At 57.6% G+C, this 15,440-nt stretch carries 12 protein-coding genes; 1 reads left to right on the top strand and 11 read right to left on the bottom strand.

Going from position 1 to position 15,440, the window contains the following annotated elements; translation table 11 throughout:
• Window positions 1–249: 249 nt before the first annotated feature.
• The 3 genes from A9Q02_RS19350 to A9Q02_RS19340 are packed head-to-tail and all read right to left on the bottom strand — an operon-like array spanning window position 250 to window position 3,862.
• Window positions 250–1,176 carry a prenyltransferase gene (locus A9Q02_RS19350; protein ID WP_245860742.1) on the bottom strand — a complete coding sequence of 309 codons (927 nt, stop codon included), beginning with the start codon at window positions 1,174–1,176 and terminating at the stop codon, window positions 250–252.
• The gene (locus A9Q02_RS19345) at window positions 1,176–2,072 is read right to left on the bottom strand and encodes a homogentisate phytyltransferase (RefSeq protein ID WP_097654715.1); all 897 of its coding nucleotides are present in this window, start codon (window positions 2,070–2,072) and stop codon (window positions 1,176–1,178) included. The genes A9Q02_RS19350 and A9Q02_RS19345 overlap by 1 nt, the downstream gene beginning before the upstream one ends.
• A 41-nt stretch (window positions 2,073–2,113) precedes the next feature.
• Window positions 2,114–3,862, bottom strand: coding sequence for a long-chain-fatty-acid--CoA ligase (locus A9Q02_RS19340; protein ID WP_097654714.1), 1,749 nt, complete (start codon window positions 3,860–3,862; stop codon window positions 2,114–2,116).
• A gap of 94 nt (window positions 3,863–3,956) precedes the next feature.
• Here A9Q02_RS19340 and A9Q02_RS19335 point away from each other — a divergent pair, with 94 nt between their 5' ends.
• Window positions 3,957–4,472 carry a protein-tyrosine phosphatase family protein gene (locus A9Q02_RS19335; protein WP_245860739.1) on the top strand — a complete coding sequence of 172 codons (516 nt, stop codon included), beginning with the start codon at window positions 3,957–3,959 and terminating at the stop codon, window positions 4,470–4,472.
• A gap of 138 nt (window positions 4,473–4,610) precedes the next feature.
• Here the strand turns inward: A9Q02_RS19335 and A9Q02_RS19330 are convergent, their stop codons facing one another.
• From A9Q02_RS19330 to A9Q02_RS19295, 8 genes are all read right to left on the bottom strand, one after another.
• Window positions 4,611–6,128 carry a cation:proton antiporter domain-containing protein gene (locus tag A9Q02_RS19330; RefSeq protein ID WP_097654713.1) on the bottom strand — a complete coding sequence of 506 codons (1,518 nt, stop codon included), beginning with the start codon at window positions 6,126–6,128 and terminating at the stop codon, window positions 4,611–4,613.
• A gap of 107 nt (window positions 6,129–6,235) precedes the next feature.
• Window positions 6,236–7,165 (bottom strand): 2-dehydropantoate 2-reductase, encoded by a 930-nt coding sequence (locus A9Q02_RS19325; RefSeq protein ID WP_097654712.1) that lies wholly within the window; start codon window positions 7,163–7,165, stop codon window positions 6,236–6,238.
• Window positions 7,166–7,396: 231 nt separating this feature from the next.
• Window positions 7,397–8,344, bottom strand: a complete 948-nt coding sequence (locus tag A9Q02_RS19320) for a GHMP family kinase ATP-binding protein (RefSeq protein ID WP_097654711.1) — start codon at window positions 8,342–8,344, stop codon at window positions 7,397–7,399.
• On the bottom strand, window positions 8,341–9,018 hold the full coding sequence (locus A9Q02_RS19315; protein ID WP_097654710.1) for a CBS domain-containing protein: 678 nt from the start codon (window positions 9,016–9,018) through the stop codon (window positions 8,341–8,343). Before A9Q02_RS19315 ends, A9Q02_RS19320 begins: the two co-directional genes overlap by 4 nt.
• Before the next feature lie 24 nt (window positions 9,019–9,042).
• Window positions 9,043–11,142 carry a dipeptide ABC transporter ATP-binding protein gene (locus tag A9Q02_RS19310; RefSeq protein WP_097654709.1) on the bottom strand — a complete coding sequence of 700 codons (2,100 nt, stop codon included), beginning with the start codon at window positions 11,140–11,142 and terminating at the stop codon, window positions 9,043–9,045.
• A gap of 42 nt (window positions 11,143–11,184) precedes the next feature.
• The gene (locus A9Q02_RS19305) at window positions 11,185–12,174 is read right to left on the bottom strand and encodes an ABC transporter permease (protein ID WP_097654708.1); all 990 of its coding nucleotides are present in this window, start codon (window positions 12,172–12,174) and stop codon (window positions 11,185–11,187) included.
• Window positions 12,175–12,186: 12 nt separating this feature from the next.
• Window positions 12,187–13,509, bottom strand: coding sequence for an ABC transporter permease (locus A9Q02_RS19300; protein ID WP_097654707.1), 1,323 nt, complete (start codon window positions 13,507–13,509; stop codon window positions 12,187–12,189).
• 74 nt (window positions 13,510–13,583) lie between these two features.
• Complete coding sequence (locus A9Q02_RS19295) at window positions 13,584–15,293, bottom strand: ABC transporter substrate-binding protein (protein ID WP_172451161.1); 1,710 nt, start codon at window positions 15,291–15,293, stop codon at window positions 13,584–13,586.
• Window positions 15,294–15,440 lie beyond the last annotated feature (147 nt).

Raw genomic sequence — 15,440 nt, 5'->3', positions numbered from 1 at the left:
CTGGCCGCGTTGCAGCGGTCGCTGGCAGCCGCCATCGACCGCCTCCTGTTCCGTCGCTGACTTTGCATCAGCCCTGGGCGGGGAGTAGGGCGATTGCATCATACGAAACCGGATACAAAAAGACGCTCTATCAGGGCACCCGCAAGGGGTGCCCCTCCAGGCTGGGGGCCGGATCCGGTGTACGGGCACCCCTTGCGGGTGCCCTGGCGGGGTGCATACACGCAAGATGCAATCGCCCTAGGCGGGAGCCTATAGCATCAACAGAAACGCCCCGAACTCACACAAGGCGGTGCCAACAATCAGCCCGATACTCCAGAAGCCGAGGGCATTCCAGGTGGCCGGTTTGTACCACGCCCCACGGATCACCTGAAAGCCGAGCCAGAGCGCGATCGGTGCCGTGATAAGCACTGCAAGCGCAACGGGCCATGGCAAGCCAGCGACAACCAGCAAGGGCAAACTCAAGTAGGCGAGGGCGAGCATCGCCAGATAGGGGCCACGCATACGATCTGGGCCAAGCCAGACGATCAGCGTATGTTTGCCTACCAACCGGTCGCCTTCGGCATCGGGCACATTGACCGTCACCAGTTGCCCAAATTGCATCAGGCAGAGCGGAATCGCCACGAGCAGAGGCAGTAGTTCGAGGCTGCCGCGTTGCACCACAAAACCAAGGAGCAACGTAGAACCAGGCACGGTCACGGCACCAAAGAGCTCGCCGAGACGACGTCGATTCAACCAGAGTGGCGGGCTGCTGTAGCTCCATGCAAAAAAGGCCGCGACAAGAAAAACAACAACCGTCAGCAGAGGCGCAGGCGTTTGTGGGGCAAACCAGAGAATCAAGAGCAGACCGAGCACTGCGAAGACGAGCGACGCAATCAGGGCAACCTGCGGGGGAAGGTGCCCCGCCGGCAAGACGCGGCTCCCCCCGGACCACTGGGTCGGGTTGGGATTCGCCTGATCGGCATCAAAGTCAAAGAAATCATTGCTGTAGTGGGCCATCAACTGGGCCGCAAGCATCGCCAACAGACCCCCGAGCGCTGTAACCCAGCTGAGTGTAGCCCCGGCATAGATCGCCGTCACCGCCCCCAGACTATAAAAGAGCGCACCGCCAAGCAGATGCAATGGGCGGCCCAGGGCAATGAGACTCGCCGTTTGCTTCCAGAGGGTGCGTGGCATCATTATGAATTCACCCGAATTAATTCATAAATACTTAACACAATAAACTCAGCATAAAAAATTGCCCAGATAAGCATATAGAAACGCGTGATACTTTGATTGTCGCCCAGATCTACGCGCAGACTACCCCACCAGAAGATCGCACTCAAAACGATGTGGCTCAAGAGCAAAAAGAAGGGGGCGGCACCAGGCATCCAGACGAGGGCAAGCAGCATCGGGATCGCATAACAGACCGTCAAAATCACCCGCCCGCTATTGAGTACCTGGCGTGGCCCGAGGCGGGTCGTAAAGGTCTCGATCTGGTGCAACTGGTCGCCTTCGCGGTCGGGCAGATCTTTGTAGATCGCAATGACAAGGGCAAAGCCAAAAAAGAAGAGCCCGAGCAGACTCAGCGTCACCACCGGGATTTGGCCACCAAAAACTTGATTGTAGTGCAGCGCAAGACCGAGGTTAGCGATCAAACCACGGGCCAGTGCAATGCTCAGTGCCGCAGGAATAGGAAAGCGCTTGAGGCGCAACGGCGGCACCGAATAGATCGTCCCGATCGCCATGATTAGCGCAACCGTCACAAAGAGATAGGGGCCAGCAATCAGCGCCAGCACCAACCCGAGCGCTCCGGCGGCAAACGTAATGCGTCGCCCCTCTTGAGGGGAAAAGTCGCCCGCAGCCAGGGGCAAATGAGGCTTATTGATGCGATCAATGCTCACATCGGTCAACTGATTGAGCCCAACGACATAGAGATTCAGGGCAAGACATGTGATCAACGCCAGGCCAACCGGCCCCAGCGCCGCTGGCAGCGCCTGCAAACTCCCAACCACAATCAGGAAAATCGTGAAGACCTGTACACTCGTGGCAATAATCGTATGCGGTCGTGAAAAACGCAATAAAGTACGCAGCATATCATTTCCACAGAGGAGCCAGGCCCCTCCGCACCTCCTTATCAAGGGTTACCAGACGAACCTATATCAAGTGTAACGGGTTGCTGCTTGGTTTGTTCTTCTTCGATCAGCAACCGTCGGAGCACTTTGCCCACAATCGTCCTCGGCAAATCATCGCGGAACTCGATCTCACGAGGTATCTTGTAATGAGCAAGGTGCAATGCACAAAACGCACGAATCTCCTCAGCCGTAGGATTGGTATCGGGCTTGGCTACAATGAACGCCTTGACCGTATCATCGCCGCGCGCAGGATGCGGAATCCCAGCAACCACCGCCTCCATCACACTCGGGTGCATATAGAGCACCTCTTCGACATCACGGGGCAGCACCTTAAAACCCGAGGCAATGATCATATCTTTCTTGCGATCAACAACATAGAAATAGCCTTCGGGGTCAGCTTTGCAAATATCACCGGTATGGAGCCACCCCTCAGCATCGATTGCCTCAGCGGTCTCTTCTGGGCGTTGCCAATAGCCCCGCATGACTTGCGGGCCACGCACACACAACTCGCCCTGGGCCTGGTCATCAAACGGCAAATTGGCACCAGTTTCAAGCTCAACCAACCGGGCATCAGTATCGGGAAAAGGCACCCCAATGCTGCCCACCTTGCGTCGGCCATGGACAGGATTGCCGTGGGTCAACGGGGAAGCTTCAGAAAGACCATAGCCCTCCACCAGGCGGCCTCCGGTCAGTGCCTCGAAATGTTCTTGCACCTGCACAGGCAGCGGTGCCGAGCCACTGACACAGACCCGCACCGAGCGCAAATCATACGATGCAACATCTTTATGGTTAATGATGCCAATATACATGGCCGGCACACCCGGAAAGATTGTGCAGCGCTCGGCGGCAATAATCCGCATCACATTCTCAATTGGTCGTGGATTCGGCACCGTCACTATTTCAGCACCCAGGCGTATGCCATATAGCATCGCCGTCGTCATGCCATAGACATGAAAGAACGGAATCGCCGCAAGCAACTTCTCGCGCCCCGGCTGCCCATCAACCACCCACGCATCAACCTGAGTCACATTGGCGATCAGATTCTTATGCGAAAGCATCGCGGCTTTGGGAAGACCCGTAGTACCGCCGGTATACTGGAACAGCGCAACTTCATCAGGATCAATGTCCACCTTGGGCGGTGTCGGTGGATAGCGAAGCAAGTCGCTGAAAAAAAAGATGTCCTGTTCAGGACGCACTTCGACCCATTCTGCCGAACGCTGTTGACTCCGCTTGACCAGCAAGCTCGAAGGGAACTTGAGGGTATCAAAGACATGCGCAATGATCACGCGCTTGACTGACGTTTCAGGACGAATTTCGCGCAGGCGCGGCCAGAAGAGGTTGAGCAAGACAATCGTTTCGGCGCCTGCATCAGCGAGTTGCTGTTGCAACTCACGGCTGGTATAGACTGGATTGATATTGACCACCACCGCCCCGATCCGCATCGCGGCAAAAAAGGTGATCAGGTAGTGCGGTGAATTGGGCAACATAAGCCCAACCCGCTCGCCCTTGCGCACACCCAGTTGATACATGGCTGTCGCCATACGATCCACAAGCGTATCAAGTTGCTTGTAGTTGAGCTTCCCGCCAACCGTAAAACGCCCTCCAAGGATATATTTGAGGACGAAATTAGTCGCAGTATGCTCAGGATAACGTCTCGCCGTCTCGCGAAGCAGATCACTCAGGGTTTGTTGAGGATAGGTGAGGTTTGGCGCAACACCCTGCTCATATGCGGCCAGCCATGGTTTTTCCATTGTCGTGTAGATCTCCTTAGATGAACGGCTCTAGGGGGCACATGCCGCATCTATTTCAGTATACCACTGCATCAAAAGCACGGTATACTGCCTTATGATGAAAGTTCTTCCCCACGACAATTGTTACCTGGTTGCGCCCCAGTTGATTGCGGGCGAGTATCCAGGCGCGGCGGTGCCGGATCTGGCGCAACGACGTCTTGCGCTGCACCTCGATGCCGGCATCACCTCGTTCCTTGATCTCACCGAGGTCGGCGCGCTTGTGCCATACGAGGCGCTGCTCGCCACCGAGGCTCAGTTCCGCCAGATGACCGTGCGCTACCGGCGGATGTCGATTGATGACGGCAGCATTCCGCGTTCGCGGGACGCGATGGAGGCGATCCTGGACTACCTTGATGGCGAAATCGCCGCCGGGCAGACGGTCTATCTGCACTGTTGGGGGGGCATTGGGCGAACAGGCACCGTGGTTGGTTGCTGGCTGGTACGTCGCGGGATGCGCGGTGAAGATGCGTTGGCAACGCTTGCCCGTCACTGGCAAGGGGTCGCCAAACGCATCTACCACCCCCACAGCCCCGAAACACAGCAGCAACGAGACTATATTTTGCGTTGGTAAGGCTTACTCTTCAATGCGCGGCATCAAGGGCAAATCGGCATCAACCCATGCTTGCCAACCACCAACGAGGGCACGGGCACGGGGCCAGCCTGCTTTATGCAATTCTCGCGCCACCCGGGCGCTTGTCTCTTCGCTTCCTCAGGTGCAATACGCCACCACCCACGCCTCACTGGGCACGCCGTGCGCTTTGAGGGTCGCTACGGCACGGTCGGGTGGTACGCGCAACGACCCATCGGCCATTGTCTCGGTTGCACGATAGCTGCGCTCGGTACGCACATCAATCAGCACCACTTGCTCACCACGCGACTGATGCAGGCGCAACTGCTCAAGGTTCATCCGTTCCGGCAAACCTGGCGCAGGCATCAGCGGGATCGCTTCGATCTGGCCCGAAGCGGGCATCAGCGGGATTAGCTCACCCTCGGTTGGGCGCTGAGGGGAAGCAAGCACCGGTGCTGGCGCACCTGACGGGGTGCGTCGCCGACGCCGAAGCAGCGGCCAACCGCCCTGCAGCGCCACTGACACAAGGACAACCAGGCTCGCTAGGGCGACCACTCGTTCGCCATCGGGGAGGTCGCCAAAAACAGCGAGTAGCGCCAACAGCAGCGCTCCGAGGCCACGCGGCCCGTACCATCCCAGGGTCAGACGCTCGCGGACCGTCAACCCGACCGAGCCGAGGGCCACGGCAAAGATCGGCAGACGCACCAGCAGTACGATCGCCACAAAGAGCAGCGCCGCCGGCCCGATCACCCCGAGACCACTCCAGATCGGCGATGTACCGAGCAAGACATAGGTGAAAAGCAGCGCCATCTCGGCAGTAACCTGCCCATACTCAAGAAAGCAATCGCAGAGTTCAACGTCAAGCGACGAGACCACAAGGCCAGCGGCGAAGGCCGCGAGAAAGCCACTGCCACCGAGGGCTTCAGCGGCAGCAAAGGCAGCCAGCGCCACGCCGATCACATAGAGCGACTCATACTCGCGGCGCACCCCAAAGCGATCCCGCACCAAAACAAGCAAACGCACTGACGCCACGCCAACAAAGATTCCGGCGAGCGGCCCAAGCAAAAAGAGGCTGACCAGCAGACTCACGAGCGTCCCCGCAGACGGCGTTCCTCCGGCGATCCCAAACGCTAGTGCGATCATCACAATCGGCAAGAGCAGCACATCATTCATGCCGCTCTCGAGGCGCAGCGCAAGGTGCATCCTGGGTGGCATGCCGCTGCCCTGAAGCATGCCACGCAAGACCACCGGATCGGTCGAAGCCACCGCAGCACCGAGAATGATCGCGGCAACGAGCGGGAGATCGAGCAGCCACCAGGCTGCGCCGGCAAGGCCAAACGCAGCCAGTAGCGTCCCGGGGCCAAGAATCAATGCAGCGAGCGTCTTATTGCGCCGCACCTCACCGAGATCGAGCGTCATCGCATCGGTAAAGAGCACCAGCACCAGGCTGAGCGTTGAGACAACGCGCAAAAAGGGATCATCGAGGGTCATATTGACCAGGCCGAGGCCAAACGGCCCGAGCACAAGGCCCAGCAGCAGAAACACCGCTAGCCCCGGCAAACCGGTACGCTCGGCAGGCCCGGCCATCAGTGCGCCACCGATGATCACCGCGCCGATCAACCCGAACATCGCGATCAGTGTTTGCGTGTCAAAGATCATATGTTTTTGTGGTTCCTAGGTTACTGCTCGTGAAAGCTGCCAGCAAAGCTGGCAGCTTTCACGAGCAGTAACCTGTTTCCTGGCGCAACAGGCCCTCTTTTTCCGCATCACAACGCACGCCGCGCTGCCAGTTCCTGAGGGAGCAGGCAGTGGTAGATGAAGTTGTTCGTCGGCGTAGGAACCCCTGCGGCTGCGCCGAGATGAACAATGGCACCATTCTGAGCTTCGAGTTCCGAGGGGCGGCCTTCCATCATATCGCGCTGCATTGAGGAGGTACCAGCAGCGGGCATTTCGTCAATAAAGTTCATGACGGTGGCAACTCGCTCCATATTTAGGGCAACCCCACGGGCCTGGCCTACAGCAACAACTTCGGTCAAGACGGCTTCGGCAATCGCGCGGGTACCGGGCGCGGCACGCCATACACCAATCGGTGCGCGCGTAATCGCCCCCAGGCCACTCCATGTACAGATTAACATAAATTTTTCCCAGGTTGCCACCTGAATATCAGGCGGAACCGAGGCGCGGATCCCGGCGGCTTTAAAGGCCGCCGCGAGCGCTTCAGCGCGGGGGGTACACCGGTTATCACGCTCACCAAAAGCGAGTGACGGCTCAATGCCGCTATGCTTGATCAGGCCAGGACCCCCGATTGACGCCAGGATCCGACAGAGCCCATCCATCGCATGGTCGGGGCCAAGGATTTCGGCAAGGGTATCGCTCGCCTCAATGCCGTTGAGCAATGGCACCACCGCCGTTGTGGGGCCAAGCAAGGGCCGCATCGAGGTCGCTGCCTCGGCGAGTTGCCAACTCTTGACACCGACCAGCACATAATCAACGGGACCCACGTCAGCCGGGTTATCGGTTGCATGCACAGGCTGGATCGTGAAATCACCCAGAAAACTCGCGACCCGCAAGCCATGCTCGCGGATAGCCGCAAGATGGGCACCGCGGGCAATAAAATGGACCTCGTGACCAGCCTGCGCTAGGCGTCCACCAAAATAACCGCCGACACCACCAACGCCAACGATGGCAATACGCATACCACTTCCTTTTTCTGCTGGCTTCGTGTGTATGAAGTTGAGGGCTGCCACCCTAGACCCAATACCTTGCAAATAAGGCGATTGTTTTGACGCAAAGGCGCAACGTTTTTCGCGTACGCGAGCGAACCCTTCGCGTCTTCGCGCCTTTGCGCCTTCGCGTGAGCTTATTTGAAAAGTATTGGCCCTAGACTCCGTGCTTATACTGGCGAGAACATTGCAAAGCTTAACCTCTTACGAGCGCTTGCTCGCAATGGCAGCCATCACCATACCACCTGCAAGGCCAGGGTAGCGACGTAGCTGAGCCCGAAGAACCTGGCTTGCTGAGGCTCCGCCGATGAGCCCCCACCATGCGTTGCCGGTCAGACAACGGCCTTGCGCGATCGTACCGTGTGAGCGCATAAAGTCTAACACGTTTTTGTCGTCTGTTGTCAGTGCCGGCACTATCTGATTCTGTTCAAGCACTTGTCGCGTCTGGCTCTCGATGCTTTGCAGGCTGCGTGCGAAGGTTGCAAGATCATCGGCGGCGGCGGCGGCAAAGAGCTGTTCGCCAGTTTCTTCTGGATCTTCGCTGGAGGCAGACACACGGGCGATCTGGGCAAGCAAACCGCGTTCGTCGGGCAGCGCGGCACCAGGGGCGAGACGCGGCAAGACGAGGACAAAGACCCATGCATGGCGTTCGGGATGCGCAATAGGCTGCTGACGCACAAGGACTGGCAGGCCAGAAGGTCGGGGCTCATCACCCAGCGCAACCTCGACACCCAGCAAACCACCGTGCATTGCACCATAGATGGCAAGCGCATCAGTTGTATCGAGCCCCACAGCAGCCGCGAGACTCGGGAGATTGTCAGCTGGCAACGCATAAAACTGGGCAAGTGTTTGCGCCACCGTCAACGCCAGCGCGGCATCAGAGCCAAGCCCCTGCCCAAGTGGAACAGCCAGTTCAACCTGAAGTTCAACCTGCGCAGGGAGTGCGTAGAAACGCAGGAACGCCTCGGCGTACCGCAGCGCCGCATCAGCACGCGCCCCGGTGACGAGTAACCCATTGCAGGGCTGCGCAATAAGATGCACCGGCGGATGTTGCAACGAAAGCCCAACCAGGCATGGCACTGGCTGGGCTTGATGCGCCACCTTCGCCACACCAAAGGGCAAAAGAGCAGAGCCAACGACACTCGTTTTCATGACTTCACATACGCATAGCTTGCGGTCTCGCGAATATCCCGTAACACCTGGCCGTCAAGTTGCGCAATCGCGTCCACCAGTTCTTCGCGGGTACACCCCACGACCTTGAGCACAACATCCCAGTCATCAGGTTTCTTGGGGGTACGCACATTGCCCAGAGCCATGATCGTCCAGTCCCGATCAGTCACAGCACGAATGAGGCGGAGCAAATCACCGCGTTTGCCCTTGATCCGCACGGTGACGCGCCAACCCGGCTCGAAGGCACCGAGGAGATTGCTCAACTCGACCAGCAGATGATTGTCAGTAATCAGGCCAAGCACAACCGGGCCTTCAAGCACCGCCAGGCCACCGACTTTTGTTTTGATCATGAGCTGCGATGCTTCTTCAAGCGTAGCATGCGGGCCAATCGTCGGCAAATCTCGGGCCTTCAGCATTACCTTTTCGACCGTCAAATTGGCGAGATAATTCGAGATTTCCCACACATCCAGACTTGCCATACGCTCGGGGGGTATCGCAAGACGTGGAGGCGTGATCATTCCAAGAAAGCGCTTGCCATCGCCCACCACAGGTAGATAATAGATCTCATTTTCGACGAGCAACGCACGCGCATCGGCAAGACGTTTATGCGGTTCAATCATAATCGGATGCTGGAGCATATAATCCTTAACCAGCATAAGGCTCCTCCTGCGCCGGGGGCGCTATTCCTGGGACATCTTGACCGCAGGTTCAAAGGCACGCAGTTGATCGAGCGGAATATGACAGAAAATCCGATGTCCATCACCGGCCTCTTGCCATGGCGGCACGGTCGTTGTGCATAGTTTACCATCATCCGGCAAGAGGTGGCGGCGGGGGCAACGTGTGTGAAAACGGCACCCCGACGGCGGATCAAGCGGGCTCGGCACATTCCCCGAAAGCCGCACATGCGCCTGCTCAACCGTGGGATCTGGGATAGGCACCGCCGCCAGCAGTGATTCAGTATAGGGGTGGTACGGAGGCGCATAGATCGCCTCGGCAGGGCCAATCTCGACGATCTGTCCAAGGTACATCACCGCAATCATATCGGAAAAGAAGCGTACCACACTCAAGTCATGGGCAATCATCAAGAGCGTCGTGTTCTGCTGTTGCTGGATCTCGGCGAGCAAATTGAGCACTGCGGCCTGCACCGAGACATCGAGCGCCGACACGGGCTCATCGCAGAGCACAAGATCAGGCCGTCCGGCAAACGCACGGGCAATGCCAACCCGCTGCTTTTCGCCCCCACTTAACTGATTGGGCAAACGATCATAGTAGTGTTCGTCAAGCTTGACCGCTCGCAACAGGCGCACAACCTCGGCCCGGATCTCACTCGGGGGGACAATCTTGAAGCGCCGCAACGGGCGTTCAAGCTGGCGTCCAATGGGATAACTGGGGTTCATCGTTGCATTCGGATTTTGAAAGACCATCTGCAACTCACGGATCGTTGCCATGTCGCGTTTATTGACCTTGCCCCCCAGATCAACCCCCATAAACTCAATCTTGCCCCCCGACAACTCTTCAAGCCCAATGATTGTCTTGATCAGCGTGCTCTTGCCGCAGCCTGATTCGCCAACAACGCCGAGGGTGATGCCTTTCGGCAGGCTAAACGAGACATCATCAACTGCTTTGAGATAACGTGGTTTGGCGAGACCAATCAAGCTCAGCGCCGACGAACTGGCCTGGCGATAGTAGGTTTTGAGTGAGTCAACTTCAAGGATCGGCTCGCTATCAGGTGAAGCCTGCGCGAGGGGGATCAGCGCTTCACTGGGGGTCCACTGTGAGGCATCGATCTCTTCGGCGAAGAGGCAGCGTACACGATGGTTGGGTTGAAACTCGCGTAACGGTATGCGCTTGGCGCGACACGACTCGTGGGCATAATCACAGCGCGGCTCGAAGGTGCAGCCGGCGGGTTGGTTATCGGGTGAAGGCACACGGCCAGGAATTGGATAGAGGACACTGCTTGCCTTGCTGCGGCCAAGCCGCGGCACACAGCGAATGAGCCCCTGCGTATAAGGATGGCGCGGGTTGGCAAAGAGTTCGTGAACTGATGCGATTTCAACCACTTCGCCGGCATACATCACGGCAACCCGATCACAGACACGTGCAATCACGCCGAGGTTGTGGCTAATAAACATAATTGCCGTATCAAACTCGCGCCGTAAATCATCAACGAGATCGAGTACCGTTGCCTCGACGGTGACATCCAGGGCCGTCGTTGGTTCGTCCATCACCAACAGCGCTGGATTATTCAACATCGCCATCGCGATCACCACGCGTTGCTGCTGACCACCTGAAATCTGGTGAGGATACTTTTGCAACACCAGTTCTGGATCGGGCATATTGACTTTGCGCAGCATCGTGACACAGCGTTCGCGGGCCTCTTCCTTCGCCATCCCTCGGTGCGTCATCAACACCTCGGCCATTTGCTTGCCAATGCGCAGCACCGGGTTGAGCGATGTCATTGGATCCTGGTAGACCATAGCAATCTGGTCGCCCCGCAAGCGGCGCAATTCTTCGGGGCTACGCCCAACCAGTGATTGCCCCTGGAACGAGATCGAGCCATGGGCGATCTTGCCATTGCGCCCAAGATAATTGACCATTCCAAAGGCTACGGTACTCTTGCCGCACCCCGATTCGCCCACAATGCCAAGTGCTTCGCCTCGAAAGATCTCGAACGAGACATCACGTACCGCCAGCACATCGCCGGCACTTGTCTCGTAAGCGATGCCAAGGTTTTCGACTTTGACGACTGGGCGATTGGCGATGTCTTCTGACCTTCGCATAGCTATTCCTCTCTCTTCGACACGGACATTGATCGCAAGCCCTTAGCGATAGCGCCGCGTTTCCTCGGACATGCCATCGGCAATCAGATTCAGCCCGACGACCACCATCGCAATCGCCAGCGAACCCCAGAGTGCTTCCCAGGGGCGTCCGGCCTGGATTGAAGAACGTCCAGCCTGGACGATACTGCCCCAATCGGGCGAAGGCGGGGGCAAGCCGAGGCCAAGAAAGCCGAGCGTTCCAATTGAAAAGACGGCATAGCCTACGCGAAGCATCGAGTCAATAATGATCGGGCCACGGGCATTGGGCAGGATCTCAAAGACCATGATGTACCATGAGCGTTCGCCCTGGGTCTGGGCGGCAGCCACATAATCGCGGGTCTTGATATCGAGGGTGAGGCCACGCACCAGACGGGCAATGCCTGGTGCCCCGGCAATCGTGATGGCGATCAAGACATTGGTTGCCGACGCTCCAAATGAGGCAATAATGACGAGGTAGAGCAAGATCTGCGGAAAGGCGATGATCGCATCAAGAATGCGCATCGTCACCTCATCAACCATGCCGCCATAATAGCCCGCGAGCAAGCCAAGCGTGCCACCAACCAGCAAGGCGACCATCACCGAGATGGGGGCCAGGGTTAGGATCAGCCGTGACCCGTGGGCCAGACGCGCCCAGATATCACGCCCACGGGTATCGGTGCCGAGCCAGTGATCCCATGAAGGGCCTTCACGGGTACGTCCACGAAACTGCTCAACCGGTGAATAGCGCGAAAGCCACGAGCGATACTCGTCCGAAGTTGCCCAGGTCGTAATGTCATCGCCACGCACAATACCCGCATAACATGCCGGTGTAACGAGGCAATTATCGGCAAACAGGGCAACCACTACCCAGAAGCCAACCAGACAGAGGCCAACCAGAGCAATGCGTGAGCGGCGAAAGAGACCGAGTTGCGCCCCAAGGCGCTGCCAGCGCGACGTGCTCGTCGCTGGAGGGCTGGGCAACTGGTCACCAGCGGTCTGTTCTGCAGTAGCCATAGGCAAGTTCGCTCATGTATAACGAATACGCGGATTCAAATAGACATAAATCAGATCGGCCAGTAGTTGCGAGACGACCGCAATCACGACCAAGATCATCGTTGCAGCCTGGAGGGCAAAGACGTCATTGTTGAGGGCCGAGGCGAGCACATAACTACCCAATCCGGGAAAACCAAAGAGGGTTTCGACCACCACAATGCCCCCGATCAGCCAGTTGATATGCAGCATAATCACCGTAATCGGGGCCAGCAACGCATTGCGCAGTGCGTGGCGCCAGATGACTTGCCAGTAAGGCAAGCCCTTGAGCACAGCGGTACGAATATAGTTTGTGCGCAAGACTTCACTCATACTGGCCCGGGTGACGCGCAACACATAACCCAGTTCCACCAGCATCAAGGTCATAATGGGCAAAATCAGCATCTGGGGTTGCTCGAAAATCGAGGTTCCTGGTGGAATAACAACGGCACCAGGGAACCAGCCAAGCCAGACGGCAAAGATGACGATGAGAAAAACGCCGCTGGCAAATTCTGGGGTTGCCGTCGCAATCAGGCCACCAACCGACAAGATACGGTCAAGGGGGCGGCCTTCGTACAGACCAGCAATGACCCCGAGGAAGAGCGCTAGGGGCATGATGATCACAAACGCAATGCCGGCAAGAAAGAGTGTATTGAGCAGGCGCGGCACGAGCGTATCAATCACAGGTTGACGCGTAATGAGCGAAATACCGGGATCGCCCCGTAAAAGCCCCTTCTGGAGCGGAATATACGCGCTTGGGGCACCAGCCGTGCTAATCCAGCCGGCCCGGGTTAAGCGTTCCTCACTCTGGTTCAAGCCACGGATCCACATCGCCGCACGGCCATCTTCATTGACGCCCCAGAAGATCTCTTCGCCTTCGTCATTCGTCACCCAGATCTCATCGCCGAGGGTGACAATGCGTGATGGGCCAAGCTTGCCATCGGGCAACGTGTCCCGTTCAAGCTGTAAAATCGTTTCACCATCCTCTGAGCGATGACGATAAATCGTCCCCTCGGAACCACCCACCCACCAGCCGGTCTGGTTATTTTCAGCATCGTAAAACCGATCGACCGGGGCTCCAATTAGCCGTGCCGCTTCACGGTCACTGCCTAGCATCCAGCGCCGATAGCGGGTCAGGGCCGGTTGATCGAGCCCGTTCTGGGCATTAAACGACGCCCGCTGATCCGGGGTAATCGTATTACCCAACACATTCGTTGCCATATCCCCTGGTGCCAGTTCTGAGATCGCAAAGACGGTCACGGATACGGCAAAGAGCGTGACGATCAAGAAGAGAAAGCGGCGTAAGAGGAGTTTGAGCATAAAAGATCCTCTTCTAACGCATACGGTGCCTATGGCACCGTATGCGTTAGGGTTGGGGTTGGCGGCTCCAGAGCTTATGCCCTTGGGTCAAGGTCGGGATCGTACCAGACCCGCAACCACTGATTGTGCAGGGTGGGATGGGCGACCACGCCCTGGAAGGCCGGGTTAAAGACTTCCCAGACACGCTGCCAGACCGCGATCGCTACCGGGCCACGCTCGTTCTGGATACGCTGCAGGTCAGCCATGATCGCCCGTCGGGCTTCGATATCGAGCGTGCCCTGGGCTTGGCGCAGCAACGTCGAAAACTCTTCATCAACCCAGCGCGTCTCATTCCACGGCACGGGACTGCCCGCCTCATCGGCAATATAGGCCAGCGGCAAGAGCATCACCGCCAGGGGGCGATGCGTCCACGGGGTAATGCCAACCGTCGTTTCGGTCCAGATATCCCAGTAGGCATTGTTGGGCATCGTGTCGAGGGTAATATTGAAGCCCCCAGGCTGCGCATCCTGCTGAAGCGTCTCGGCATACGCAACCACATCGGCCCACCCCGTGCCAACCGAAAGATTGAAACTGAGCCCATCGGGGAAGCCGGCCTCGGTGAGCAGTGCTTTGGCTCCTTCAGGATCATAGACAGGGTCGTCCATCGGGGCAAATTCCGGCTGAACCGGTGAGACGTGAACATCGTGACCAATCAGACCCTCGTTGTTGTAGGCGACGCTGAGGATCTGTTCGCGATCCTGACACATCTTGAGGGCAGTGCGTACCCGATTGTCATTCCACGGCTCTTGATCAACCCGCATACGCAGCACGCGGGCCTGCGAGGTGTCAATGCTGTAGACGACAATATTGGGATCATCACGCAACGAGAGGTAGTTCTCGACATTGGGCTCGTACATCGTGTGGATGGCCCCAGTCTGCATTGCCGCCACATACGAGGTGCGGTCGGTGCCAAGATCGATGAATTCCACCGCGTCCAGGTAGGGCAACGGGTCACCATCATCCCCTAACTGCCAGTAGTCGTCACGACGGGTAAATTTGGCCCGCTCGTCAACAACATACTCGGTGAGCGTATACGGACCAGTGCTCGGGTTGGTACCAGTCTTGACGTCACCATTGAAACTGGGGTGCATGATCACGGCTGGATAGTGGTAGAGGTTTTCGGGCACATCCAGTTTCGGCGCGTTCAGATTGAGGCGGATCGTATAATCATCAATCACCTCGACCCCGTCGATCGTCAGGAAACCTTCCCATAGACCAAGGATCGATGAACCAACATCTGGGTTGAGCCACTCACCAAAGTTATAGCGAACATGGTCGGCGACCAGTTCATCACCATTCGTCCACTTGATCCCCTGACGCAACTTGAGGGTCCAGACCGTCAGATCATCGCTTGCTTCCCAACTCTCCAGCAACAACGGGTGCGTAATATTATTCTCATCGGTCTCAGTCAGATACTCAAAGACATGACGAAACGCATTGGCGCTCTCAGTCCACGAGAACCGTGCCGGATGATCAACCGCCTGCACAGCAATGCCAACCCGTAGTACACCGCCACGCTTGATTGCGCCAGGGGTCGGCTCCGCAGGAGCCACAGGCTCAACTGGAGGGGGAGCAGTTGTGGTCGTGCCGCCTCCACAGGCAGCCAGCACTGACGCAAACGGAAGTGATGCGCCGAGCAGCGTTGCTACACGCAAAAAATCACGCCGACTGATGCGGCCCTGTTGTAACTGCGCTTGAGCCTGTTCGATCCCCGGGTGAATGCGCGGAGTGGTATCTTCCTTCATCAGCGTGTGTTCCTCCTTACAATTAAGGTGTCTTCTCTCGTTACCACCGTCATAGTCTATGAACCTGCGCTTGTACGAGCAATGGTGAAGATCAAGATGAAGCCCACAGCAAAGCCCGACCTGCTGTCCTGCGATCAGCATTGCAAC

The sequence above is a fragment of the Candidatus Chloroploca asiatica genome (assembly GCF_002532075.1).
Taxonomy (GTDB): Bacteria; Chloroflexota; Chloroflexia; order Chloroflexales; family Chloroflexaceae; genus Chloroploca; species Chloroploca asiatica.
The sequence above is the reverse complement of the archived record's forward strand: the minus strand, read 5'-3'. Positions and strand labels throughout refer to the sequence as shown.

What these genes read in the sequence shown, in the direction of transcription:
- A9Q02_RS19350 (WP_245860742.1), bottom strand. Translation starts at nt 1,176, where the DNA reads ATGATGCCACGCACCCTCTGGAAGCAAACGGCGAGTCTCATTGCCCTG.
- A9Q02_RS19345 (WP_097654715.1), bottom strand. Translation starts at nt 2,072, where the DNA reads ATGCTGCGTACTTTATTGCGTTTTTCACGACCGCATACGATTATTGCC.
- A9Q02_RS19340 (WP_097654714.1), bottom strand. Translation starts at nt 3,862, where the DNA reads ATGGAAAAACCATGGCTGGCCGCATATGAGCAGGGTGTTGCGCCAAAC.
- A9Q02_RS19335 (WP_245860739.1), top strand. Translation starts at nt 3,957, where the DNA reads ATGATGAAAGTTCTTCCCCACGACAATTGTTACCTGGTTGCGCCCCAG.
- A9Q02_RS19330 (WP_097654713.1), bottom strand. Translation starts at nt 6,128, where the DNA reads ATGATCTTTGACACGCAAACACTGATCGCGATGTTCGGGTTGATCGGC.
- A9Q02_RS19325 (WP_097654712.1), bottom strand. Translation starts at nt 7,165, where the DNA reads ATGCGTATTGCCATCGTTGGCGTTGGTGGTGTCGGCGGTTATTTTGGT.
- A9Q02_RS19320 (WP_097654711.1), bottom strand. Translation starts at nt 8,344, where the DNA reads ATGAAAACGAGTGTCGTTGGCTCTGCTCTTTTGCCCTTTGGTGTGGCG.
- A9Q02_RS19315 (WP_097654710.1), bottom strand. Translation starts at nt 9,018, where the DNA reads ATGCTGGTTAAGGATTATATGCTCCAGCATCCGATTATGATTGAACCG.
- A9Q02_RS19310 (WP_097654709.1), bottom strand. Translation starts at nt 11,142, where the DNA reads ATGCGAAGGTCAGAAGACATCGCCAATCGCCCAGTCGTCAAAGTCGAA.
- A9Q02_RS19305 (WP_097654708.1), bottom strand. Translation starts at nt 12,174, where the DNA reads ATGGCTACTGCAGAACAGACCGCTGGTGACCAGTTGCCCAGCCCTCCA.
- A9Q02_RS19300 (WP_097654707.1), bottom strand. Translation starts at nt 13,509, where the DNA reads ATGCTCAAACTCCTCTTACGCCGCTTTCTCTTCTTGATCGTCACGCTC.
- A9Q02_RS19295 (WP_172451161.1), bottom strand. Translation starts at nt 15,293, where the DNA reads ATGAAGGAAGATACCACTCCGCGCATTCACCCGGGGATCGAACAGGCT.